This window comes from Streptomyces sp. NPDC056361 (genome assembly GCF_042262805.1).
Classification (GTDB): Bacteria; Actinomycetota; Actinomycetes; order Streptomycetales; family Streptomycetaceae; genus Streptomyces.
Genome location: NZ_JBHJQI010000048.1, coordinates 34,782 through 56,697, shown reverse-complemented (window position 1 = coordinate 56,697; position 21,916 = coordinate 34,782). Strand labels below are relative to the sequence as shown.

The 21,916-nt window shown below is 69.9% G+C and carries 25 protein-coding genes, 4 tRNA genes and 1 pseudogene; 14 read left to right on the top strand and 16 right to left on the bottom strand.

The features are described from left to right. The 8 genes from ACFCY7_RS17985 to ACFCY7_RS17950 all read right to left on the bottom strand — a co-directional run. Positions 1-2,042 (bottom strand): hypothetical protein (locus ACFCY7_RS17985; RefSeq protein ID WP_376486006.1); only part of this gene is annotated, 2,042 nt, incomplete at its 3' end. Between the two features lie 2 nt (positions 2,043-2,044). Beyond that, positions 2,045-3,667 (bottom strand): hypothetical protein, encoded by a 1,623-nt coding sequence (locus ACFCY7_RS17980; RefSeq protein WP_376486005.1) that lies wholly within the window; start codon positions 3,665-3,667, stop codon positions 2,045-2,047. Next, positions 3,664-3,900, bottom strand: coding sequence for a hypothetical protein (locus ACFCY7_RS17975; RefSeq protein WP_376486003.1), 237 nt, complete (start codon positions 3,898-3,900; stop codon positions 3,664-3,666). Before ACFCY7_RS17975 ends, ACFCY7_RS17980 begins: the two co-directional genes overlap by 4 nt. A gap of 14 nt (positions 3,901-3,914) precedes the next feature. After that, positions 3,915-4,250, bottom strand: a complete 336-nt coding sequence (locus ACFCY7_RS17970) for an RRQRL motif-containing zinc-binding protein (RefSeq protein WP_376486001.1) — start codon at positions 4,248-4,250, stop codon at positions 3,915-3,917. Beyond that, positions 4,250-4,480, bottom strand: coding sequence for a hypothetical protein (locus tag ACFCY7_RS17965; protein WP_376485999.1), 231 nt, complete (start codon positions 4,478-4,480; stop codon positions 4,250-4,252). The genes ACFCY7_RS17970 and ACFCY7_RS17965 overlap by 1 nt, the downstream gene beginning before the upstream one ends. Continuing rightward, the gene (locus tag ACFCY7_RS17960; protein ID WP_376485997.1) at positions 4,477-5,481 is read right to left on the bottom strand and encodes a DUF2637 domain-containing protein; all 1,005 of its coding nucleotides are present in this window, start codon (positions 5,479-5,481) and stop codon (positions 4,477-4,479) included. The genes ACFCY7_RS17965 and ACFCY7_RS17960 overlap by 4 nt, the downstream gene beginning before the upstream one ends. After that, entirely contained in the window at positions 5,478-5,816 is a 339-nt protein-coding gene (locus ACFCY7_RS17955) for a hypothetical protein (RefSeq protein WP_376485995.1), read from the bottom strand. The genes ACFCY7_RS17960 and ACFCY7_RS17955 overlap by 4 nt, the downstream gene beginning before the upstream one ends. Beyond that, entirely contained in the window at positions 5,813-6,079 is a 267-nt protein-coding gene (locus tag ACFCY7_RS17950) for a DUF6284 family protein (RefSeq protein WP_376485992.1), read from the bottom strand. Before ACFCY7_RS17950 ends, ACFCY7_RS17955 begins: the two co-directional genes overlap by 4 nt. Positions 6,080-6,771: 692 nt before the next feature. On the opposite strand from ACFCY7_RS17950, the gene ACFCY7_RS17945 reads away from it, so the two are divergent. After that, positions 6,772-7,542 (top strand): helix-turn-helix domain-containing protein, encoded by a 771-nt coding sequence (locus tag ACFCY7_RS17945; RefSeq protein WP_376485989.1) that lies wholly within the window; start codon positions 6,772-6,774, stop codon positions 7,540-7,542. After that, positions 7,539-8,012 carry an NUDIX domain-containing protein gene (locus ACFCY7_RS17940; RefSeq protein ID WP_376485988.1) on the top strand — a complete coding sequence of 158 codons (474 nt, stop codon included), beginning with the start codon at positions 7,539-7,541 and terminating at the stop codon, positions 8,010-8,012. The genes ACFCY7_RS17945 and ACFCY7_RS17940 overlap by 4 nt, the downstream gene beginning before the upstream one ends. Here ACFCY7_RS17940 and ACFCY7_RS17935 read toward each other — a convergent pair. Genes ACFCY7_RS17935 through ACFCY7_RS17925 form a run of 3 tightly spaced genes read right to left on the bottom strand, consistent with a single transcriptional unit; the run spans position 8,000 to position 10,749 of the window. Then, a complete protein-coding gene (locus ACFCY7_RS17935) occupies positions 8,000-8,569 on the bottom strand; it encodes an HD domain-containing protein (RefSeq protein ID WP_376485986.1) in 570 nt (189 codons plus the stop codon). The genes ACFCY7_RS17940 and ACFCY7_RS17935 overlap by 13 nt on opposite strands. Positions 8,570-8,580: 11 nt before the next feature. Further along, positions 8,581-9,027 carry a winged helix-turn-helix domain-containing protein gene (locus ACFCY7_RS17930; protein WP_376485983.1) on the bottom strand — a complete coding sequence of 149 codons (447 nt, stop codon included), beginning with the start codon at positions 9,025-9,027 and terminating at the stop codon, positions 8,581-8,583. Between the two features lie 33 nt (positions 9,028-9,060). Continuing rightward, positions 9,061-10,749 (bottom strand): AAA family ATPase, encoded by a 1,689-nt coding sequence (locus tag ACFCY7_RS17925; protein WP_376485980.1) that lies wholly within the window; start codon positions 10,747-10,749, stop codon positions 9,061-9,063. Between the two features lie 313 nt (positions 10,750-11,062). Here ACFCY7_RS17925 and ACFCY7_RS17920 point away from each other — a divergent pair. Then, positions 11,063-11,143: transfer RNA gene (locus ACFCY7_RS17920), tRNA-OTHER, on the top strand. Between the two features lie 63 nt (positions 11,144-11,206). Here ACFCY7_RS17920 and ACFCY7_RS17915 read toward each other — a convergent pair. Together ACFCY7_RS17915 and ACFCY7_RS17910 are read right to left on the bottom strand one after the other, a co-directional pair. Beyond that, positions 11,207-11,863: an NAD(P)H-binding protein gene (locus tag ACFCY7_RS17915; protein WP_376485977.1), complete on the bottom strand. Its 657-nt coding sequence runs from the start codon at positions 11,861-11,863 to the stop codon at positions 11,207-11,209. A 2-nt stretch (positions 11,864-11,865) separates the two neighbouring features. Continuing rightward, positions 11,866-13,146 (bottom strand): amidohydrolase family protein, encoded by a 1,281-nt coding sequence (locus ACFCY7_RS17910; protein WP_376485976.1) that lies wholly within the window; start codon positions 13,144-13,146, stop codon positions 11,866-11,868. A 206-nt stretch (positions 13,147-13,352) separates the two neighbouring features. Between ACFCY7_RS17910 and ACFCY7_RS17905 the strand changes: the two genes are divergently transcribed. From ACFCY7_RS17905 to ACFCY7_RS17880, 6 genes and pseudogenes are all read left to right on the top strand, one after another. Continuing rightward, positions 13,353-13,425 (top strand) — tRNA-Thr (locus ACFCY7_RS17905). 44 nt (positions 13,426-13,469) lie between these two features. Next, positions 13,470-13,542, top strand: a tRNA-Met gene (locus tag ACFCY7_RS17900). Between the two features lie 88 nt (positions 13,543-13,630). Beyond that, positions 13,631-13,795 (top strand): 50S ribosomal protein L33, encoded by a 165-nt coding sequence (rpmG, locus tag ACFCY7_RS17895; RefSeq protein WP_003956487.1) that lies wholly within the window; start codon positions 13,631-13,633, stop codon positions 13,793-13,795. Positions 13,796-13,879: 84 nt separating this feature from the next. Beyond that, positions 13,880-14,332: a MaoC family dehydratase N-terminal domain-containing protein gene (locus ACFCY7_RS17890; protein ID WP_376485974.1), complete on the top strand. Its 453-nt coding sequence runs from the start codon at positions 13,880-13,882 to the stop codon at positions 14,330-14,332. Between the two features lie 2 nt (positions 14,333-14,334). Then, positions 14,335-14,763 carry a MaoC family dehydratase gene (locus ACFCY7_RS17885; protein WP_376485971.1) on the top strand — a complete coding sequence of 143 codons (429 nt, stop codon included), beginning with the start codon at positions 14,335-14,337 and terminating at the stop codon, positions 14,761-14,763. Between the two features lie 40 nt (positions 14,764-14,803). Further along, positions 14,804-15,877, top strand: a pseudogene (locus ACFCY7_RS17880) (UDP-N-acetylmuramate dehydrogenase); the annotation flags it as partial. A gap of 73 nt (positions 15,878-15,950) precedes the next feature. Here ACFCY7_RS17880 and ACFCY7_RS17875 read toward each other — a convergent pair. Then, entirely contained in the window at positions 15,951-16,583 is a 633-nt protein-coding gene (locus ACFCY7_RS17875; protein WP_376485969.1) for an NAD(P)-dependent oxidoreductase, read from the bottom strand. 86 nt (positions 16,584-16,669) lie between these two features. Between ACFCY7_RS17875 and ACFCY7_RS17870 the strand changes: the two genes are divergently transcribed. Then, positions 16,670-17,269 carry a TetR/AcrR family transcriptional regulator gene (locus ACFCY7_RS17870; RefSeq protein WP_376485967.1) on the top strand — a complete coding sequence of 200 codons (600 nt, stop codon included), beginning with the start codon at positions 16,670-16,672 and terminating at the stop codon, positions 17,267-17,269. Here the strand turns inward: ACFCY7_RS17870 and ACFCY7_RS17865 are convergent. Together ACFCY7_RS17865 and ACFCY7_RS17860 are read right to left on the bottom strand one after the other, a co-directional pair. Further along, positions 17,259-18,281, bottom strand: a complete 1,023-nt coding sequence (locus ACFCY7_RS17865; RefSeq protein WP_376485964.1) for an adenosine deaminase — start codon at positions 18,279-18,281, stop codon at positions 17,259-17,261. The genes ACFCY7_RS17870 and ACFCY7_RS17865 overlap by 11 nt on opposite strands. A 139-nt stretch (positions 18,282-18,420) precedes the next feature. Next, on the bottom strand, positions 18,421-19,647 hold the full coding sequence (locus ACFCY7_RS17860; protein WP_376485961.1) for a pyridoxal phosphate-dependent aminotransferase: 1,227 nt from the start codon (positions 19,645-19,647) through the stop codon (positions 18,421-18,423). Between the two features lie 205 nt (positions 19,648-19,852). On the opposite strand from ACFCY7_RS17860, the gene ACFCY7_RS17855 reads away from it, so the two are divergent. The 4 genes from ACFCY7_RS17855 to rplK all read left to right on the top strand — a co-directional run bounded on the left by ACFCY7_RS17855 (position 19,853) and on the right by rplK (position 21,847). Beyond that, positions 19,853-19,925 (top strand) — tRNA-Trp (locus ACFCY7_RS17855). Between the two features lie 103 nt (positions 19,926-20,028). Next, positions 20,029-20,316, top strand: a complete 288-nt coding sequence (gene secE, locus ACFCY7_RS17850; RefSeq protein WP_376485959.1) for a preprotein translocase subunit SecE — start codon at positions 20,029-20,031, stop codon at positions 20,314-20,316. Positions 20,317-20,360: 44 nt separating this feature from the next. Next, on the top strand, positions 20,361-21,254 hold the full coding sequence (gene nusG, locus ACFCY7_RS17845; protein WP_376485957.1) for a transcription termination/antitermination protein NusG: 894 nt from the start codon (positions 20,361-20,363) through the stop codon (positions 21,252-21,254). Positions 21,255-21,412: 158 nt separating this feature from the next. Continuing rightward, a complete protein-coding gene (rplK, locus tag ACFCY7_RS17840) occupies positions 21,413-21,847 on the top strand; it encodes a 50S ribosomal protein L11 (RefSeq protein WP_015035536.1) in 435 nt (144 codons plus the stop codon). Positions 21,848-21,916: the final 69 nt, after the last annotated feature.

Genomic DNA, 21,916 nt, shown 5'->3' with positions numbered 1-21,916 from the left:
GTACCGGTGCCGACACGGACGGCGGTGCCGTCATCGGTCCACGTCTTGAGCCAGCCGACGACCGTCTGCCGGGAGGTGCCGTGCTCCTGGGTGAGCGCCCGGGCGATCGCGGAGGCCCCGGTGCCCTCCGGCCCGGCGGCCAGGAGCAGGGCGAGCGCGGCGGTGCGGGCGGCGTTGTCCTCGTCGCGGAGTGCGGACAGGTTCAGCCCGCCCGTCGTGGGCGGCTGCCCGGCCGGCGGCTCCGCCCCGGTGGGTTCGGGGGTGGTGGCGAACTGGGCGTCGATCTGCTCGCGGAACTCCCGCGCCAGCCGGTCCGCCTCCGACTCGGCCGCGGGCTCCGGGGTGCGCAGCGCGGACAGGTTCAGCCCACCGGCTGCGGTGGTCTGCGACGGCCGGGCCGGTGCCGCCGTGGGGGTGTGGTCGTTCATCCAGTCGGTGCGGGAGGTGTCCCAGCGGCGGGCGTAGTCCGGTCCGGCCGCCTTGGCGGAGATCGCGTCGAGGGTGGGGTGGCGGTCGGAGGTGGCGGCGACGATGTCGCGGATCTGGTTGGGCAGGATCCGCCACGACTTGAACAGGCCGGCCGACGATTCGGGGGTGCCGATGAACCCGGAGCCCTTGTAGGGGGCCTGATCGACCCGCAGGCCCCGGGAGCCGGGGAACTGTTTGCCCAGGTCCATGCCCTCCGTCTCCCCGCCGGTCAGCGCGACCCGGACCTTCCCTTCGCGGCGGATCATCAGGTTCCCCAGCACCGAGCCGGTGGCACCGAGCGCGGTCAGGACGGTGCGGATGCCCATCGCGCGGGCGATCCGGATCACCTCCAGGATCTTGTCCGCGAGAAGCCGCAGCTTCCGGTCGGTGCTGGCGAGGATCTCGGCGCCCTCGTCGATGACGATCTCGATCTGCGGGATCTGCGCGCTGATGGGCAGCAGGTCGGTGTTCGCCTTCGACATCAGGTCCTGGTAGGCCATCTTGCGGTGCTTCGCGATCCGCACCGCCGCGTCCAGCATCAGCGCGGCCTCCTCGTGGGTGGAGGCAAGCCAGTCGACACCCGGCCGCATCCCCTGGCCGTCGCCGGTGAGGGCGGGGCGGACCCAGGGCAGGCCGGCGGAACCGGCGTTGAGGTCGATGACCCAGGTCAGCACGTCCGTGGTCCGGGCGAACCCGGCGAGGATCGTGTGGACCATGTTCGTCTTGCCCGACCCGGTCGGCCCGACCACCAGGGCGCACTGCTCGCGCAGGTAGACCGGCACCTGACGTCCGTCGGTCCGCAGCCCCCACGGGATCCCGGTGAGGAGGGAGAGGGGGGCGTAGTCGGTGGGGTAGGTGACCTCCTCGGCCAGCACGTTGACGGTGGTGACGTCGATCAGGACGCGGCCCTGGTCGATGCCCTGCGAGGCGGAGGCGGTGCAGCCGTGCGGGAGCCGGGCATCGGCCGACAGTCGGGCCGACTCCCGCGCGATCCGGTCGTAGGTGGTGCCGCCGGCGGGGAGTTCGGCGTCGATGGTGAACCCGGTGCCGGTCGGCCACATCTCCACCGCCAGGACCCGGATGGTCAGGCCGCACACCCGCTGAACCCGGTCCACCCACTCCGCGGCGATCGCCCGGCGTCCGGCGGACAGCTCGCGGGCGACCTGCCGTTCGGCCGCCGCGATGGCCTCCAGCTCGCGGGCCTCCTCGTAGAAGAGGGTGGAGCGGGCGGCGGCGCCGATCCCGACGCCGAGGGTGGCCAGCGAGCCGATCGCGGCCCAGGTGAAGGGCCCGGTGGTGATGGCCCAGGTGGTCCACCCGGCGCCCAGGAGCCAAGAGGCGGCGCGCATGGTGATGGTGCGGGCGGCGAGGCGTTCGCGGAGGCTGGTCACGGTGTGGCCGATGGCTCCGGCGGCGCCGGCGGCCAGCGCCCATCCGGCGGGCATGCCGGTCGCGGCGCCGGTGGTCGCGAGGGCGAGGGCTCCGGTGGTGGCGGACAGGGCGCCGGTCACGGGTCCGTGACCGGCCGCCCAGTCCCACACCGGCCCCGTCTTGGTGGCGGTGTTGGATGCCATGGTCAGACGTTCCATCCCTTCTCGGCCTCGGGCCCGTTGCGCGGGTCCTCGTGGCGGGCGATGTCCTGCTCGTGGGCCTGCCGGAACAGCGGCCCCATGTCCTCGGCGACCGCCACCGCGGACATGAGGGCGCCGAAGATGTCGTTGAAGCCGTCCGCGACCTCCTTCTCCAGCGGGAACTCGGAGTCGGCGCGCTCGGCCAGGACCTTCATCACGTTCGCCACGCTGGTCAGCGCGGCGGGGAGGCCTTCGACCATGGCGAGGATCTCCATGGCGTTCTCGGGCTCGTAGCTGTGGGCGGCCGCTTCCATCTCCGCCGCGTACTCCTCGAACCGGAAACCCGACACGATCTCTCCGCTCTCGCTGGTGGTGGGGGTGCTGGGGACCGGGCCGGCCGGACGCTCGGCCGTCTCCCCGATCCGCTCGCCGTCCTGTTCGGCCTCCGCGTCGGCGGCGGCCTCGTCGGTCTCCCGCTGCTCGCGGATGGCCTCGTCCCGGTCCTCCCGCTCGGCCAGGGCCTTCTTCAGGAGGCGGTGGTAGAGGCGGCGGCCGGGGTTTTGCAGCCACGCCCAGCCGAGCTTCCGGCCGAGCGGGGTCGTGATCAGGCCGACCAGGCCGAGGGCCCCGGCGAGGAGGGCGGCGAGCAGGCGGCGGCCCTGGAAGCGGGCGGCCGACCGCCACAGCGCCTTACGGGCCTTGGCCCGGGCGGGGGCTTTGCGGACCTCGGAGCGCCGCTCGGCGACCTTCCCCGCCGCCTGGGTGTCCCGGGCCTTCCGCATCCGCCCTGTGGCCGTGCCACGGGCGGCCCCGATGCGGCCGGCGGCCTTGCCGACCGTCCGACCGACCGGGCCCTTCTTCGCGGCGGTCGTGGTGCGGGCGGTGGTTTTCGCGGCGCGGCGGGCGTCGGCGACCTGGCGGCGGGCCCCGGTGGTCGCCGTCCGCCGCCCGGCCTTCGACGGCTGGGCCGAACGCGCCTGCTCACGCAGCGCCTTGACCTGGCCGACCCGGCCCCGCGGCTTCCCCGTGCCGGACGAACCGGCCGATGAGGAGCCGTGACCTGCCGCCCGCGACCCGGCACCCTTCGCCAGCCTCGTGGATCGGCCGCCGGGGGCCGCCGTGCCGGCCGTACGGAGGGAACCGGGCTGGGGGCGAGAGGACGTCCTCCGGCCCGAGACTGGAGACCCCGCTCCGGCCCGCGTACCGGACTTTCCCCCGGTGGCGGACCCGCGCTTGGGCTGGGCCGGGACCCGGCCGGATGCACCGCGCGGCGCGCCGGCCGACTTCCCGGGCGATGCGGCGGCCCTGGCCGCCTTGGCCTGGCGGGCGGCCTGCCTGGCGGTGGTCTTGCGGTTGCGGGCGGCGGCGGTGGTGCCCAGGACGACGGCGCCGGTCATCGCCACGGCCGCCGCGACCGGGCCACCGACCAGGGCGGCCCCCGCCAGGAGGGTCACCGTGGCGTTCGCTCCGGTCATCGCCAGCGGGACCACCGGCCAGCCACCCGCCGTGTGCTCCACACCCGCCCTCGCCTCAGGGCCCGGCACCTCCGGGGCGGGGCCGGGTGTCGGGTCGGCCGGGGGTTGGGGGGTGGGGGTGGTGAGGATCGGTTCGGTGCTGAGGTCCGTCACGACGTCACCCCTTCGCCGGTCAGGGTGTTGGTCTGCAGGTCGAAGTAGAGGACGATGGCGCCCTCCATCGACGGGTACTGGCGGACCGCGTCGGTCCGGAGCTGGGTGAGGATGTCGTACCGGGTGACCCCGACCGGCGGGGTGTAGGTGCCGGAGATCGTGCACGCGCTCATGCGGCTGTTCTGCAGGGACAGCACGTACATGTGCGTGCCCTGCGCAGTGTTGCTCTCCACCAGAAACCTCCAGGTCAAGCAGCGAGTTGAGGGGCGTCCGCGCACGGGACGCACATGCCGAGCGAGGTGGGGATGCGGTAGCCGGCATCCCGCCCGCACTGCGGGCAGACCCGGCAGGCCGCGTTCGCCTTGGCCAGCGCGGCCCACCGGGCCGGTGTCATCGGCCGGACCGGGCGGGCCAGGTCGATCCGGTAGAGGAACGCGACCAGTGGTTCGCGCCGGCGGCGGGGGCGTTCGAGCTGGGCCACGACCGGCTGACCGGCCGGCCGCAGCCCCAGCGCACGAAGCTGCCGGAACGTCGCCAGCCCCTCCGGGGCCAGCCGCCACCGGTAGACGGGGATGGTGGCCATCAGCCGAGCCGGTGGTAGGAGGCCCGGCAGGTGGTGGCGTGGGCGTTCGCGTCGTCGCGGGCGAACGCGAGGCCGTGCTCTCCGGACTGCTCGCCGCAGCCGTGGCAGTGCCAGCGCGAGGAGTGCCCGTGCTCGTTGCCGGTGACGTCGACGGCGGCGTCGGTCTGGTTGTGGAGGCGGATGAGGAGGTCGGTGGGCTCGGGCGGGTTGGAGTTCGGGGAGAGCTTCACTGGGATGCTCCTTCCAGAGCCGGGGCGGGGGCGTGGTCGCGGAGTTCCTGGTAGCGGCCGGTGACCCAGCCCGTGGACCAGCCGCACAGCTCCGCCGCCGCGCGCACCGACAGTCCGGCCGCGAAGGCGGCGGCCACCGTGCGCAGCGCCTGGTCCTTGCTCTGCTGCTCCTGGGCGGGGCCGGCGGCGAGGAGCTCGGCGTGTTCACGCTCGGCCCGTGCGGCCTGCTCGCGCTGTTCACGCAGCAGGTTCGCCTCACGCGCCAGACGGTCCTGTTCGGCGCGTGCGGCGGCCTCGCGTTCAAGGCGTTCACCGGCCAGGCGCTGCTGTTCACGGGCTTGTTCACGGCGTTCATCGGCGGCCCGCTCCGCCGCGGCCGCGGCCTCGGCCCGCTCGGCCTCCTCCCGCCGCGCCTGGGCTTCCCGGTCGGCCTGTTCACGCAGCAGGGCGGCCTCGTGCTCGTGCTGTTCACGGACCATGCGGGCCTCGAACTCCCGCTTGTCCCGCTCTCGCTGCTCGGCCGCTTCGGCCTGCGCGGCGGCGGCCTTCTCACGGGCCGTCCGGGCGGCCTGTTCACGCGCCTGGATCTCCGCGAGTGCGTTGGTGATGCCCCGGCGGTAGGCGAGACCGGTTTCGGCCGTGATGATCAGCAGTGTGGGTGCCACCGCGTGCACCGCGACCCCGACCAGGTCTTTCCTCAGCGCGGAGTCCCCGACGTTCAGGGCCAGGGTCATGCAGCCGGTCATCCACCGCAGCACGATCGGCCACCGTCCGCCGTCCCCGCCCAGACGGGCCAGGACGGAGTCGAGACGGACCACGATCACGACCGCCGCGTCCACCACGAGCGGCAGGATCGGGGCCGTCCACCGCCACGCGGCCGGCGTGTGGGCGGCCATCAGCGGGGTGACGGTGAGGATCGAGTACAGCATTGCCCCGGCCACGATCAGCCAGGTCCCCACCGACAATGAACGCTCCGCTGAACGGACTTGAACACCGTTCACGGCCGTGCCCCCGAACCCGCCGGCACCGGCAGCGCGGCCGGGACCTTCGCGTAGCCGATCAGCTCCAGCTCCGCCCCCGCGAACGTCGCGTGAACGCGCAAGACGCCGGTCTGACCGCCGACCTGAACGCGGTGAACGACGCTCTCGGGGGCGATGTCCAGGGCCTCGCGCCAGGCCTCGAAGGCGGCGAAGTCGTCGTGGAACGTCAGCTCCAGCCGCTCCGGGTAGATCGGCGAGACCTCCACGGTCGGCGCCGGCAGGTGCCCGAACTCCGCGCCGAGCAGCCGCAGCGCCAGCAGCGGAGCGGACAGGTCCGCCAGCGTCCCGGCCCTCACGCGGCACCACCCGACAGCACCGAGGCGGCGCGGTTGGTCAGGTCCCGGCGGGCCACCACGGCCCGGTGGCGGGCCCGGCGGATGCGCCGCTCGTCCAGCTTCCTGGCCGGACGGTCCAGCAGCTTGATCTCCGCGTCGAGCAGCTCGACGTCCGCCAGGATCAGCGGCATCTCGGCCTCGATCGCGTCCAGCTCCGCGTCCGACGGCTCGCCGTCGAACGCCAGGGCCGCGCTGGTGGCGGGGAGTGTGATGATGGACTTCATGGGTCGTGCTCCCTTCACAGCAGGGGGTGGAAACGGCCTGTATGAACCCCCGGTGTTCCAGCACCGGGGGTTCTCGCCGTTGAAGCTCGGGGTGGTTCTCCGGCTCCCCTCGACCCCGCCCGTACGGCACCCCGCGGGGGACCGGACGGGCGGAGGAGGCAACCGGCCGCAGCTCAGGCTGCGGAGGTGAAGGTGCAAGGTGGCCCTGGCGGGCCCGCGATCTTTGCCCCTGTCTCACCGCACGTGGACGACTTCTTGGTCGGCCCGAAGGTCGACTTGAAGCAAGGTGCTTACTGCTCGTGCGGCAGGGCCTACGGCTTATCGCAGATGCCTGACGTTCTGACGGCCGCTCTTCCCTAGTGAAGGCTGCGGTGCGTCCTCTGTTCAGTTCTCAACCGTGGCAGTCGCTTCCTTCGGAGCCGTTTCACCGGACTCCTCCGGGCATTGCGCGGCAGCACCGATCACCGAGCCGAAGCTCAATGAGGTACATGTACTACCTGTTCCTCATCATGCGGAGAAGGATTCGCATCGTCAAGTCCCTTGGTTCTTCAGTGGGTCGCGATTGCGTCCTGCTCGATGTGCCTAGCGTGGCCTGATCAGGGCAGACGCTGGACTTCGGAGATGTACGGCTCCGAGACGACTCGCTACGGTGAAAGTCGTACCAAGTCGTCCCGTCGGGGGGAGAGCACGGCATGGCCAATGAGCGGTTGCGCGGCGCGATCATCGAGAGCGGTCTGACGCTCGAACAAGTCGCTGAGAGACTCGGGGTGTCGGCGAAGACGGTGGAGCGCTGGATCAATGAGTCCAAGCGTCAGCCGTACCGCCGGTTCAAGTACGCCGCAGCCTCGCTCCTGCAATGCGAGATGTCCTACCTGTGGCCGGAGGAGCGGACGTCTGCCGAGGTCACAGAGGCGGGAAACGCGGAGCTGGTGAAGCTGTACCCTCATCGTTCCGTCGTGCCGAACCGGCTCTGGCCGCAGCTCTACGCCGGGGCCACTCGGCACTTCGACGTGCTGGTCTACTCGGGGTTCTGGCTCACCGAGGACGCCGCCTTCCACCAGGTGGTCAAGGAGAAGTCGACTGCCGGCGTCCCGGTCCGGTTCATGCTCGGCGACCCCGACTCTGCCGCCGTGGCCACGCGTGGGGCGGACGAAGGGATCGGTGCTGCCATGGCGAGCAAGATTCGCAACGCGCTGGTCAACTATGCGCCGTTGTTCGGGCTCCCCGGTGTGGAGTTCAGGCTCCACTCCACGACGCTCTACAACTCGATCTACCGGGCCGACGACGAGATGCTTGCCAACGGGCACCTGTACGGCGTGGGTGCGTACATGGCCCCGGTCCTGCACATCCAGCGCATCCCCGGGGGCGAGCTGTTCGACGCCTACGCTGAGAGCGTCGAACGGGTCTGGGAGACCGCGCGACCGATCTCCTCACCCACTGACCTGGGAGGTTCCAGCGCATGAGCCGGATCGACTACTTCCGTGACCCTGCGGCCCCGAAGGCCAACTCGGTGGTGCCCTCAGTCACGGCCGTCGTCCGTGACGACGCCGGGAGGGTCCTGGTCATCCACAAGACCGACAACGACTTGTGGGCGCTTCCCGGCGGCGGCCACGACATCGGCGAGCGGATCGCCGACACCGTTGTGCGCGAGGTGGAGGAGGAGACCGGGATCAGGGTCGTGGTGGACGGGATCGTCGGGCTCTACACCGACCCTGAGCACGTGCTCGCGTACGACGACGGCGAGGTACGGCAGCAGTTCTCGATCTGCTTCCGGGCCCACCCGGTCGGCGGGTCCCTCCGCACGAGCAGTGAATCGAAAGAGGTCCGCTGGATGGCTCCGGCGGACCTCGATGACTTGGACATTCACCCGTCCATGCGGCTGAGGATTCAGCACGGCCTGGACGAGTCACGGCGCGAGCCCTACATCGGCTGAGCGCCGGCCGTGGCAGCGGCCATGCGGCCCTCCACGCGCTCGTTGGCGGCGTGGATCTCCGGTGCCGCCCGCTGGATGAACCGGCCCACGATGGTGTCCGGGCCGTACCGCTGCACGATCTCGTCCAGGCGGGCCGCCGTCGTCGTGTGCTCACCGGTCGGCGTTGTTGTCATGTCGGACACGATGAGCGCGTCCACCAGCTCGGGTCGCTCCAGCTCGAACTCCGTCTCCAGCTCGTGTCGGAGACCTCGCTCCTCTGCCTCCAGGAGCGCGCAGGAGTGATGCGCCACGAGCCGGACGACCCGCTCGTCGGCGCCCTCCTGGTCCCTGAGGAACCGGGCCCCGTCGAGCGGGTGGAACCCTGTGGTGGCGATGGAGGGGGAGTAGCCGATGTCATGCAGGACGGCGGCGGCCTCCAGCAGCTCGGCGTCGCGCCCCAGGATTGGGCTCAGAGACCGGGCCCGCTTGGCGACCCCGAGGGAGTGCGCCCAGCGGCGCGGCAACGGCTCGGACAGCAGCGATTCGGAGAGCGAGTACGCCCACTCAGTAAGCCCCATGAGCGCCAAGGCTACGGCTGCCCGGGCGAGGCCGGGAGGGCGCGTACGTACCGGCCCTTGCCGTGCACGGTGCTGAGCAAGCCGATTCCCTCCATCTGTGCGAGGGCGCGTCTCACTGCCGTGCGGGACGAACTGAATCGCTCGCAGAGCTGAGCCTCAGACGGGTACGTATCGCCGATTTCCAAGTCCTCCTCCGAGATCAACTCTGTCAATCGGTCGACGAGAGTACGTCGGTCACTTCCGTCAGCAACCCGCCAACCGATGCCGGGTGAAGACTCGACGATGCCCTTCCCCTCCAGGCTCTTAAGCGCGCGACGAATAGTGTTGCGTGACACGTTATGTGCTCGCATTAGTGCGGCCTCGGAGGGCAGCGTATCGGTCAGTTTCTCCAGTGTGATCTCGTGGCGGATCGCTTCCGCGATCAAGAGGTATGTTCCGCGTGGGCTGGCATCTACCATGGTCCCTCCTTTCCCGCATTTGACTAGTATGACTCAAGTTCCAGAAGTCACAGTAGCTGTGCCACAGCGGCAGGAGTACTGCTTCGTCCCTGTGCGCTCCACCCATTGTCCGCACGATGCGCAATGGACTTGCTGGTAGAAATCCAAGACAGACTTTCCAAATGCCTCGGCTTCCAGCCACGTGACGCCTTCCGCCCACTCGTTGTAGTGGGCTCCAATGGCGTTACGGAGATGGCTCCAGCGGTCGACTTGCGTGATGACTTCCGCGCAAGTGGTGTTTTTCAGCTCCTTCTTAATGCCAGGCCACATGTCGGCGAGAGTGTAAGCGTCCTCACGCTTTCTCTTCACGCTGATCGGAACAGTCCAGCTCAGGCGGTCGCAAATCTGCTCAAGTAGGCGCCCGGCAACTCCGCAAACCGCAAAGGGGTCAGACCCGTTCATCAAGGACTCAAGTGACGATGCGGGGTCGACTCCTCCCGAGATTACAGAGGGACCCCAAATGTAGTCCCACTTCTTAATCTCAACGTCGACGCTGGGGTGCCCTGCGCGTTGAAAAATGTCTCGAAGCTGATTTCGCCAGAGTCGATCGTGTACCGTGACGATAAGCTGCCAATCCTTGAATTCTCGGACCGTTAGTTCCATCAGCGCGACCCTGATACTTGCGTCAACGCTTTGGAAAACATCATCCAGGATCAGCACTCGAGCCTGCCCCTGCTCACCTGCTGCTTTGGCTACAGCCAAGAAGTAGAGCAGGGCGATCAGGTCCTGGAACCCTTCGCTGAACACCTTCTGGGGGCTTGTTGTGGAAGTCCGCCCTTCCAGCGCTACGCGAATATCAAGGGAAACTGCACTTAGGTTCCCGAATTCGGGTAGAACTCGCTTGACGTGTGATGCTCCTGTGACCTCGAGGAAGGCGTCAGTCAGCCACTCACCCACTCCGGTCAGAAGCGATTGCATGGCAAGGAGTCGCTCTGTAGCGTCCGTCGTCGGCAGGCTGAGTCTTTTTGCGAGCTGATTTAGTTCCTGTACGCGCTTCTTATGCTTGAGAACTTGTGCGAGCTTCTCTTCGGTGGCGCGAGGGAGCGTGACTTTGAATCGCTCGTTCGTGGGCAGCCTCTTGTAGACGTCGTTCGCGATCATCGCGGCGATGTCATTGGCGTCCCTTGGGGGAGGGTCTACGCCGATAAGAGTAGCCAATTCCGCTGCGGCCTCTCGCATCTTCTGCTTCGTTTCGTGGCGCTCCTCTATGACGGACCGCTGGTCCTCTGACAATGAAGGAAGAGGTGCCGAAGATGCGTCTCCCAATGTGTGGTCGACGAAGATGGATCCGCGCTTAACTGCTGGAGTGTCGATAAAGCGAAGGATGTCCGCGCGCTTTAGGCTCATGGGGACGCGGCGGAATGCCTCGGGTACTGGGTCAGCGATGAGCTCGACACCTTGCTCGGTGAACGTGGCTCTTCGTGAAACTTTCCGTCCGTTGGAAAGAGTCACCTCGACTGAGCAACTTCTTCCATGAGAAGCGAGGTTTACGAGAGAAGGTACGGAGCTTCCCTGTAGCGCCTTGCTGCGCCCCACTGCTTGCTGGCAAGCCCACTCTACTGCGTCTACAATGCTCGATTTCCCCGAGCCGTTGTCGCCGAAGATGATGGCCGAGCTTGGCTTTCCGTTTGAATGAAGAAAGGAAACGTTGAGTTCCCCGGGGATTCCTCGGAATGATTCCATGCGGACGTTCGAGATCCGAGTCTTTTCGTTCGCCGAGCTTTGCCGATTTTCTTCCGAGTTCAAAAATCCCCCTCAAGTCCCCATGGCGGGCGACGACCATTTCCCCCGCTGGATGAACATCTAAGTGCATCACGTGGGCGGGCTACAACGGGGCGTAGCGATGCTGCTGGGGCAGACGGCGTCCTGGCACGCGATGAGCGCCTGCTGTAGCCAGAGGGCAGAGGTCGACAACTGGCTGAGCGTGGGTCGCGTGGACGACTCGTGGACGGTCGCACGAGGGGGGACTGCCACCGATGGCCATTCAGGCAGTTCAGGCCGTGTATGGGGCACTGGCATCCAGCGGACTGTAAATCCGTCGGCTTAGCCTACCCAGGTTCGAATCCTGGCGTCGCCACGTGAAGAAGGTCCCCAGTGCTTGCACTGGGGACCTTCACTCGTTTCCGGGGAGGGGCGGGGGTCAGTTGCCCGCGACGTCCTTGACGGCGACGGAGAGCGGGGTGGAGCCCGAGACGAGTTCGAGGGTGAGGCCGGCGGTCGCGGGGGTGTCGAGGAGTTCGGCGAGGGCGGCGGCGACGTCGTCGCGGGGGACGGGGCCGCGACCGGTGCGGGCCTCCAGGCGGACCAGGCCGGTGCCGGCGTCGTCGGTGAGGGAGCCGGGGCGCAGGATCGTCCAGTCCAGGGCCGTACGGGAGCGGATGTCGTCGTCGGCGGCGCCCTTGGCGCGCAGGTAGGCGTCGAAGACCTGGTCGCCCGGGTGGGTCGCGTCGGCGCCCATCGAGGAGACGACGAGGTGGCGCCGGACGCCGGCCCGTTCCGCCGCGTCGGCGAAGAGCACCGCGGCCGCGCGGTCCACCGTCTCCTTGCGGGCCGCGTCGCTGCCCGGTCCCGCGCCGGCCGCGAAGACGGCCGCGTCGGCGCCCTGCAGGACGGCGGCGACCATTTCGACCGACGCCGACTCCAGGTCGAGGACGACGGGCTCGGCGCCCGCCTCCCGCAGGTCAGCGCCCTGCTCCGGTTTGCGGATGATCCCCGCGACCTCGTGTCCGTGCGCCGCGAGCAGCCTCTCCAGGCGCAGGGCGATCTGTCCGTGTCCTCCAGCGATGACGATGCGCATACTCACGACCGTACGACGGGACCGGCCGGAGGGCTCCCCGGCTCGGGAGGACGCTCCGGGCGCGCCTGGCGGGGCAGGTCCAGGGCCGCCGCCGAGTCGCAGTACTCCCGCACCGCGCTGGTCCGCGCCACCACCCGCCCCCGGTGCACCACGATCCGGCTGTACGCGAGGGACAGCACGCCCGACAGGCGCTCGCCGCGCACCGCGAGCAGCTCCGCGGGGAAGCCGGCCTCCACCCGCACCTCCGGCAGCCCCATCGCCGCCCGCGCCTCCGCGCTCACCGCCGCGTACGCCTCCTGGGGCGGCAGCCCGCCGAGCGAGGCGAGGAGGTAGGCCGCCTCCAGGGGGTCCCCGCGCCCCACCGGGTTGGACACGTCGCGCATCGCCCCGCTGCCCGCGGCGACCCGCACGCCGGCCGCCCGCAGCAGCCGGACCGGCGCGGTGCCGCGCAGCTCCGTACCGCCGCAGCCGCCCTGCGGCAGGCACACCACCGTCGCGCCGGCCGCCGCCAGCTGGTCGGCCGCCCGTCGCGCTACGTCACCGGGGAGCCGGCCGAGCCCGGCGCACGGGCCGATCGTCACCCCGGGCCGCAGTCCGCCGGCCATGGTCGCGAGCCGCGCGAGGCGGGCCGGGTCGTCGGCGTCGGTGTGGAGGTCCACCGGGACGCCGTGCTCGGCGGCGACCTCCAGGACCGCCTCCACGTATCCCGCCGGGTCGGGGTCGAGGTCCGGGCAGCCGCCGACCACGCCGGCGCCCATCTTCACGGCGTCCCGCAGCATCGCCAGACCGTCCGCGCCGGCCACCCCGGTGAGCAGCCGGGGGACGGCGACGGCCGTGAGGTCGGCGAGGCCGCGCAGCGAGCGCCGGGCCTGGAGCACGGCTTCCAGCGGGCCGAGCCCCTGGACGTCGCCGATCCGCACGTGGGCGCGGAGCGCGGTCGCGCCGTGCCCGAGCTGGAGCAGCGCGGCCTCGGTGGCCCGGCGCTGCACCTCGTCGGGGGCGTACGAGACGGGGCCGGGGGTGTCGGCGGAGAGGGCGGTGTCGGCGTGCGCGTGGGGTTCGGCGGCGGCGGGCAGCAGCAGGTATCCGGCGAGGTCGACCCGGGCGCCGACGGCGGCCAGGCTGCCGGCCGTCCCGACGGCCTCGATGCGGCCCCCGGCGAGCCGGACGTCCACGGTCCGCCCGTCGGTGAGGCGGGCGCGGGAGAGCAGGAGCGAGGTCGAGTCGGCGGTGGTGGCGGCCCCGTCCTCGGGCGGCTGGGGCTGCTTGCTGTCGGCTGACATCGGGCTCCTCAAGGCTCCTCAAGATCAAGATCACGCAGCGTGGGGCCGAGCCTAGGGGGGCCCGGACCCGCCTTCGAGGAGGTGCGCAAAAGTCGTACCGACGAGTCCACGAGTGGCCTACGTGACGCCTGGTGAGGGCCGTCGCGAGGCCGCGGGGAAACGGATTTGGGTGATGGGCCGGAGACCGTGTAATGTCTTCCTCGCTCGCCCCAATAGCTCAGTCGGTAGAGCGTCTCCATGGTAAGGAGAAGGTCTACGGTTCGATTCCGTATTGGGGCTCTGGTGAGAGGGATCCCGTCTTCGGGCGGGATCCGGATCATCAAAGCGGTGTAGCTCAGTCGGTAGAGCAAGCGGCTCATAATCGCTGTGTCACCGGTTCAAGTCCGGTCACCGCTACAGACAGTAGCCGATTGTGGGGTCGGTCCTTCGATCGGCTACTCTTCTATGCGTTCATCCGTCCATCCGTCCGTCAAGGAGCACTCACGTGGCTGCCACCGACGTCCGCCCGAAGATCACGCTGGCCTGCGTGGAGTGCAAGGAGCGGAACTACATCACCAAGAAGAACCGGCGTAACAACCCGGACCGTCTTGAGATGAAGAAGCACTGCCCTCGCTGCAACTCGCACACTGCGCACCGCGAGACGCGTTAATCAGGCTCGTACACGAGGCCGTCCCCACTAGGGGGCGGCCTCGTGTCGTTTATCGCAACAGATCCAGCAGGAGGTATCGAGTCCATGGCGCTCGACCAGTCCTTCGTGGGCCGGACCTATCCGCCCACCGCGCCCTACGAGGTCGGCCGGGAGAAGATCCGCGAATTCTCCGAGGCGATCGGTGACGCGAATGCCGCGTACACCGACCAGGAGGCGGCCAAGGAACTCGGTCACCCCGATGTGATCGCCCCGCCGACCTTTGTGTTCGCCATCACTTTCAAGGCCGCCGGCCAGGTGATCGAGGACCCGCAGCTGGGCCTCGACTACAGCCGCGTCGTCCACGGCGACCAGAAGTTCGCCTACACCCGGCCCGTACGCGCCGGGGACCGACTCTCGGTCACCTCCACCATCGAGGCGATCAAGTCCCTCGCGGGCAACGACATCCTCGACATCCGCGGCGAGGTCCACGACGCCTCCGGCGAGCACGTCGTGACCGCCTGGACCAAGCTCGTCTCCCGCGCACCCGAGGGGGCCTGACCATGACCGCGAAGATCGCCTACGACGACGTCGAGGTCGGCACCGAGCTGCCCGCGCAGAGCTTCCCCGTGACGCGCGCCACGCTCGTGCAGTACGCCGGAGCCTCCGGGGACTTCAACCCCATCCACTGGAACGAGAAGTTCGCGGTCGAGGTCGGCCTGCCGGACGTCATCGCCCACGGCATGTTCACCATGGCCGAGGCGATCCGCGTCGTCACCGACTGGGCCGGCGACCCGGCCGCCGTCGTCGAGTACGGCGTCCGCTTCACCAAGCCGGTCGTCGTCCCCAACGACGGCACCGGCGCGCTGATCGAGGTCTCCGCCAAGGTCGCCGCGAAGCTGGACGACCAGCAGGTGCGGGTGGACATCACCGCCATGAGCGCCGGACAGAAGGTGCTGGGGATGTCGCGGGCCGTGGTCCGCCTCGCCTGACGGTACGAGCGTCACGGGCCCGTCGCGGAAGCGGCGGGCCCGTACTCTTGAGCCCGTGCAGCCACTCCACGACGCCCCCCTCGCGCCCCTGACCACCTTCCGGCTCGGCGGCCCCGCCACCCGGCTCGTCACCGCCACCACGGACGACGAGGTGGTCGCGGCGGTCCGTGAGGCCGACGCCGCGGGGACTCCGCTGCTGATCATCGGCGGCGGCTCCAACCTGGTCATCGGGGACAAGGGCTTCGACGGCACGGCCCTGCGGATCGCCACCACCGGCTTCGCCCTGGAGGGCACGCGCCTGGAGCTCGCCGCGGGCGAGGTCTGGACGGACGCCGTGGCGCGGACCGTGGAGGCCGGACTCGCCGGGATCGAGTGCCTGGCCGGCATCCCCGGCTCGGCCGGCGCGACCCCGATCCAGAACGTCGGCGCGTACGGGCAGGACGTCTCGGCGACCGTGACCGAGGTCGTCGCCTACGACCGGCGCGCGGGGGAGACCGTCACTCTCGCCAACGCCGAGTGCGCCTTCTCGTACCGGCACAGCCTCTTCAAGGACCGGCCCGACCGGTACGTGGTGCTGCGGGTCCGCTTCGCGCTCGAGGACGCCGACGGGATGTCGGCGCCGATCAAGTACGCCGAGACCGCCCGCGCCCTCGGGGTGGAGGCGGGGGACCGGGTGCCGCTCGCGACGGCCCGCGAGACCGTCCTGAAGCTCCGGGCGGGCAAGGGCATGGTCCTGGACCCGGAGGACCACGACACCTGGTCCGCGGGTTCCTTCTTCACCAACCCGATCCTCACGGCGGGGGAGTACGAGGGCTTCCTCGCGCGCGTGGCCGGGCGCCTCGGCCCCGACGTCCTGCCGCCGGCGTTCCCCGCGGGCGAGGACGGCGCCGTGAAGACCTCCGCCGCCTGGCTGATCGACCGGGCCGGCTTCACCAAGGGATACGGCTCCGGGCCCGCCCGGATCTCCACCAAGCACACGCTCGCCCTCACCAACCGGGGCGAGGCGACCACCGAGGACCTGCTCGCGCTCGCCCGCGAGGTCGTCGCCGGGGTCCACGAGGCCTTCGGGATCACCCTCGTCAACGAGCCGGTGACGGTCGGCGTCTCCCTCTAGGGGCTCTAGGGGCTCTAGGGGCTCCCGGGGCTCCCGGGAGTGTCCGTCCGCGGCCCGCGCGTCGGAGCGGGTCCTAGTACGCGACGCCGACGCCCTGCCGTACCGTCGCGCGGTCGTCGATCATCGCCAGCATCGCGTGGGCCACGTCCGCGCGGGCGAGGGAGCGGCCGCGGGGCGGGGTGCCGCCGACGACCGTGCGGTAGCGGCCGGTGAGCCGCTTGTCCGTCAGCTTGGGCGGGCGCACGGAGGTCCAGTCGGCGGAGCTGGCGGCGAGGTCGGACTCCATGACCCGCAGATCGGCGTAGACGTCCTTGAGGACCGAGTTGATGATCGCGAGGACGGCCTTGTCCAGGAGGGCCTGGCCGTCCGGGACCGGGCCGAGCGGGGCGGCGCTGACCACCAGGAGGCGGCGGACGCCCTCCACCTCCATCGCGGTGAGCACCGAGCGGGTGAGCCGGGCGGCCACGCCCGCGTCGGCCCTGCTCCGGGCGCCGAGGCCGGAGAGGACCGCGTCCCGGCCCGTGACCGCCTCGCAGAGGGCGTCGGGATCGGACAGGTCGGTCTGCCGGACGACGAGCCGCTCACCGGTCACCGTCAGCCGTGCCGGGTCCCGTACGACCGCCGTCACCTCGTGGCCGGAGGCCAGCGCCTGGCGGACGATCTCCCGGCCGATGCCGCCGGTCGCACCGAAGACTGTGAGCTTCATGTCGCATCTCCCGTGGTGGGTAAGTGTTCACTCACCCACAGGGTGGGTGGATACTCACTCACGCGTCAAGCGTCGATGGAGGATGCATGGAACAGAAGCCGACCCGCGTGCGGATCGTCGACGCCGCCCGCGACCTCATGCGGACGGCGGGCCTCGCCCGCACCACGACCAAGGAGATCGCCAAGGCCGCCGGCTGCTCCGAGGCCGCGCTCTACAAGTACTTCGCGAGCAAGGAAGAGCTCTTCCTGACCGTCCTGAACGAGCGCCTGCCCCAGCTCGGCGGGCTCCTCGGCACCCTCGCCGCCGACCCCGGCGGCCGCACCGTCGAGGAGAACCTCACCGAGATCGCCCGGCAGGCCGCCCTCTTCTACGAGGAGACCTTCCCGGTCGTCGCGTCCCTGTACGCGGAACCGCAGCTCAAGCGCCGCCACGAGGAGGCCATGCGCAGCTACGGCAGCGGACCCCACAAGCCCGTCGAAGGGCTCGCCGCCTACCTCCGCGCCGAGCAGCGGCACGGCCGCATCCACCCCGACGCCGACCCGGTGGCCGCCGCCTCCCTGCTCCTCGGGGCCTGCGTCCAACGCTCGTTCGTGTGGGAGATGAGCCAGGACCGCAGGCCGCCCGACACCCTCGACGACTTCGCCCGCACGGTCGCCCGCACCCTGGTCCAGGGCCTCAGCCGCTGATCCAGTCGTCGATCCCCGCCAGCAGCTTCGCTTGCACGTCCTCCGGAGCCGCCGAGCCCCGCACCGACTGACGGGCCAGCTCCGCCAGCTCCGCGTCCGTGAACCCGTGGTGCCGGCGGGCGATCTCGTACTGCGCCGCGAGCCGCGAGCCGAACAGCAGCGGGTCGTCGGCGCCCAGCGCCATCGGCACCCCCGCCTCGAAGAGGGTCCGCAGCGGCACGTCCTCGTGCTTCTCGTACACGCCGAGGGCCACGTTCGACGCCGGGCAGACCTCGCACGTCACCCCGCGCTCGGCGAGCTTCCGCAGCAGCCGAGGATCCTCCGCCGACCGCACCCCGTGGCCGACCCGGGCCGCCCGCAGATCGTCCAGGCAGTCCCGCACCGACGCCGGGCCCGTCAACTCGCCGCCGTGCGGGGCCGCAAGCAGACCCCCCTCACGGGCGATGGCGAAGGCCCGGTCGAAGTCCCGGGCCAAGCCCCGCCGTTCGTCGTTGGAGAGCCCGAAGCCCACCACGCCCCGGTCCGCGAACCGCACCGCGAGCCGCGCGAGCGTCCGCGCCTCCAGCGGGTGCTTCATCCGGTTCGCGGCGACCAGCACCCGCATCCCGAGCCCCGTCTCCCGCGAGGCCGCGTCGACCGCGTCGAGGATGATCTCCATCGCCGGGATGAGCCCGCCCAGGTGCGGGGCGTACGAGGTCGGGTCGACCTGGATCTCCAGCCACCCGGAGCCGTCCCGCACGTCCTCCTGGGCCGCCTCGCGGACGAGCCGCTGGATGTCCTCCGGCGCACGCAGGCAGGACCGCGCGATGTCGTACAGGCGCTGGAAGCGGAACCAGCCGCGCTCGTCGGTCGCCCGCAGCTTCGGAGGCGTACCACCGCTCAGCGCCTCGGGAAGGTGCACGCCGTACTTGTCGGCCAGCTCGATGAGTGTCGTGGGCCGCATCGAACCGGTGAAGTGCAGGTGCAGATGGGCCTTGGGCAGCAGGGTGAGATCGCGGGAATCGTGCTCCATCGACCGATCCTGCCGCACCCGAACGGACCAACACACCCCCTTTCCCCGATCGGGACCTTGCTAGAACGTAAAAACGGGCCCCCGGTTCCGGAGAACCAGGGGCCCGACCGGTCCTCGGATGCGAGGACCGAAGTGCGTATCAGTCGCGCGCCTCGGCGAGGAGCTTCTGGATCCGGCTGACGCCCTCCACCAGGTCCTCGTCGCCCAGCGCGTACGACAGGCGCAGGTAGCCGGGGGTGCCGAAGGCCTCGCCCGGGACGACGGCGACCTCGGCCTCGTCCAGGATCAGGGCCGCGAGCTCGACCGAGGACGCCGGGCGCTTGCCGCGGATCTCCTTGCCGAGCAGCCCCTTCACCGACGGGTACGCGTAGAACGCGCCCTCCGGCGTCGGGCAGTAGACGCCCTCGATCTCGTTCAGCATCCGCACGATCGTCTGGCGGCGGCGGTCGAACGCGGCGCGCATCTCCGCGACGGCGTCCAGGTTGCCCGAGACGGCGGCGAGCGCGGCGACCTGCGCCACGTTGCTCACGTTGGACGTGGCGTGCGACTGCAGGTTCGTCGCGGCCTTCACGACGTCCTTCGGGCCCACGATCCACCCGACGCGCCAGCCCGTCATCGCGTACGTCTTCGCCACGCCGTTGACGACGATGCACTTGTCGCGCAGCTCGGGCACGATCGCCGGCAGCGAGACGAACTTCGCGTCGCCGTAGACCAGGTGCTCGTAGATCTCGTCCGTCAGGACCCACAGGCCGTGCTCGACGGCCCAGCGGCCGACCGCCTCGACGTCGGCCTCGCTGTACACCGCGCCGGTCGGGTTGGACGGCGACACGAAGAGGACGACCTTGGTCTTCTCCGTGCGCGCGGCCTCCAGCTGCTCCACCGAGACCCGGTAGTTGGTGGTCTCGTCGGCCACGACCTCCACCGGGACGCCGCCCGCGAGGCGGATCGACTCGGGGTACGTGGTCCAGTACGGCGCCGGGACGATGACCTCGTCACCCGGGTCGAGGATCGCGGCGAACGCCTCGTAGATCGCCTGCTTGCCGCCGTTGGTCACCAGGACCTGGGAGGCGTCGACCTCGTAGCCGGAGTCGCGCAGCGTCTTCGCGGCGATGGCGGCCTTCAGCTCGGGCAGGCCGCCGGCCGGCGTGTAGCGGTGGTACTTCGGGTTCCTGCAGGCCTCGACGGCCGCCTCGACGATGTAGTCCGGGGTCGGGAAGTCGGGCTCGCCGGCGCCGAAGCCGATCACCGGGCGCCCGGCGGCCTTGAGGGCCTTGGCCTTGGCGTCGACGGCGAGGGTGGCGGACTCGGAGATCGCACCGATCCGGGCGGAGACCCGACGCTCGGTGGGAGGGGTAGCAGCGCTCATGCGGCCCATCGTCCCAGACCGTATGGAGGCCCGACACACAGGTTTCACGGACCGGACAGGACCGGTCATTACCGGTCGTACGCCCGCCCTACGGCAGGTCGGCCCGGTTTCTGTTCGACGCGGGGCCCTCTGACCACGTATGCTCACTCCTCGTTGGCCCGCACCGACCACATCTCACGATGCGGTACGTTGAGGACACCAGCAAAGGGTCGTAGCTCAATTGGTAGAGCACCGGTCTCCAAAACCGGCGGTTGGGGGTTCAAGTCCCTCCGGCCCTGCTACACACACCGCCAGGTGTTGTGCGCATGTACGTACTTCATTGCACCGCCGTGCGGCTCCACCCGGGCGCGGCACGGCCGACCCGGAATCAGGTGAGAGATCGTGACGGACGCCGTAGGCTCCATCGACATGCCTGATGCCGACGACGACGCCGCGGACTCGAAGAAGAAGTCCCGCAAGGGCGGCAAGCGCGGAAAGAAGGGCCCCCTGGGCCGTCTCGCGCTCTTCTACCGCCAGATCATCGCCGAGCTCCGCAAGGTCGTCTGGCCCACGCGCAGCCAGCTGACGACGTACACCACCGTGGTGATTGTCTTCGTCGTCATCATGATCGGCCTCGTCACCGTGATTGACTATGGCTTCCAGGAAGCAGTCAAGTACGTCTTCGGCTGACTTTTTGTTCCACCCCATCTGTATCGCAGGAAGAAGCAGCCACCGTGTCTGACGCGAACCTGAACGACGCCTTCGAGTCCGAGTCCGCCGAGGACGAGCTGGACATCGTCGAGGCCGCCGACGAGGACCAGGCAGACGCTGCTGACGACGCTGCCGACGAGGCCGCCGAGGACTTCGCCCTCGAGACCGAGGACGAGGACGAGGCGGAGTCCGACGAGGACGACGAGACCGCCGACGCCGACGACGAGGACGACACCGTCGAGGCCGAGGACGAGGACGCCGAGGAAGAGACCGAGGAGGAGGCCGAGCCGGCCGCCCCGGTCGACCCGGTCGCCGCGCTCCGCGAGGAGCTGCGCACCCTTCCCGGCGAGTGGTACGTCATCCACACCTACGCGGGCTACGAGAAGCGCGTGAAGGCCAACCTCGAGCAGCGTGCCGTCTCGCTCAACGTCGAGGACTTCATCTACCAGGCCGAGGTCCCCGAGGAAGAGATCGTCCAGATCAAGGGCGGCGAGCGGAAGAACGTCAAGCAGAACAAGCTCCCCGGCTACGTCCTCGTCCGCATGGACCTGACGAACGAGTCCTGGGGCGTCGTCCGCAACACCCCCGGCGTCACCGGCTTCGTGGGCAACGCCTACGACCCGTACCCGCTGACCCTGGACGAGATCGTCAAGATGCTCGCCCCGGAGGCCGAGGAGAAGGCCGCCCGCGAGGCCGCCGAGGCCGAGGGCAAGCCGGCTCCGGCCCGCAAGCTGGAGGTCCAGGTCCTGGACTTCGAGGTCGGCGACTCGGTCACGGTCACGGACGGTCCCTTCGCGACCCTCCAGGCCACGATCAACGAGATCAACCCGGACTCGAAGAAGGTCAAGGGCCTCGTCGAGATCTTCGGTCGCGAGACCCCGGTCGAGCTGAGCTTCGACCAGATCCAGAAGAACTGATCTCACCGTCTTCCGACCAGGTCAGAGTGGCTGCCAAAGCCGCTCTGACCTGCTCGGTTTTTGGCCGCACGTCTATACCCGTTATCGTTGTGCGGTATGCCTGCATCCGGATGACCGGAAGGCGGGCTGAACACTCTCACTAGGACCCGGAGAGAGCAATGCCTCCCAAGAAGAAGAAGGTCACGGGGCTTATCAAGCTCCAGATCAACGCTGGTGCGGCCAACCCGGCCCCGCCGGTCGGCCCCGCGCTGGGTCAGCACGGCGTCAACATCATGGAGTTCTGCAAGGCCTACAACGCCGCGACCGAGTCGCAGCGTGGCATGGTCGTGCCGGTGGAGATCACGGTCTACGAGGACCGCACCTTCACCTTCATCACCAAGACTCCGCCGGCCGCGAAGCTGATCCTCAAGGCCGCTGGTGTGGACAAGGGCTCCGGCGAGCCGCACAAGACCAAGGTCGCCAAGCTCACGGCCGCCCAGGTCCGCGAGATCGCCACGGTCAAGCTGCCCGACCTGAACGCCAACGACCTGGACGCCGCGTCCAAGATCATCGCTGGCACCGCCCGCTCCATGGGCATCACGGTCGAGGGCTGATCACCCCCCCTCGTGACCTCTAGTGGTAGGGCCGGCGCGGCCCGCACCACGACTCCATACCTGAACCAA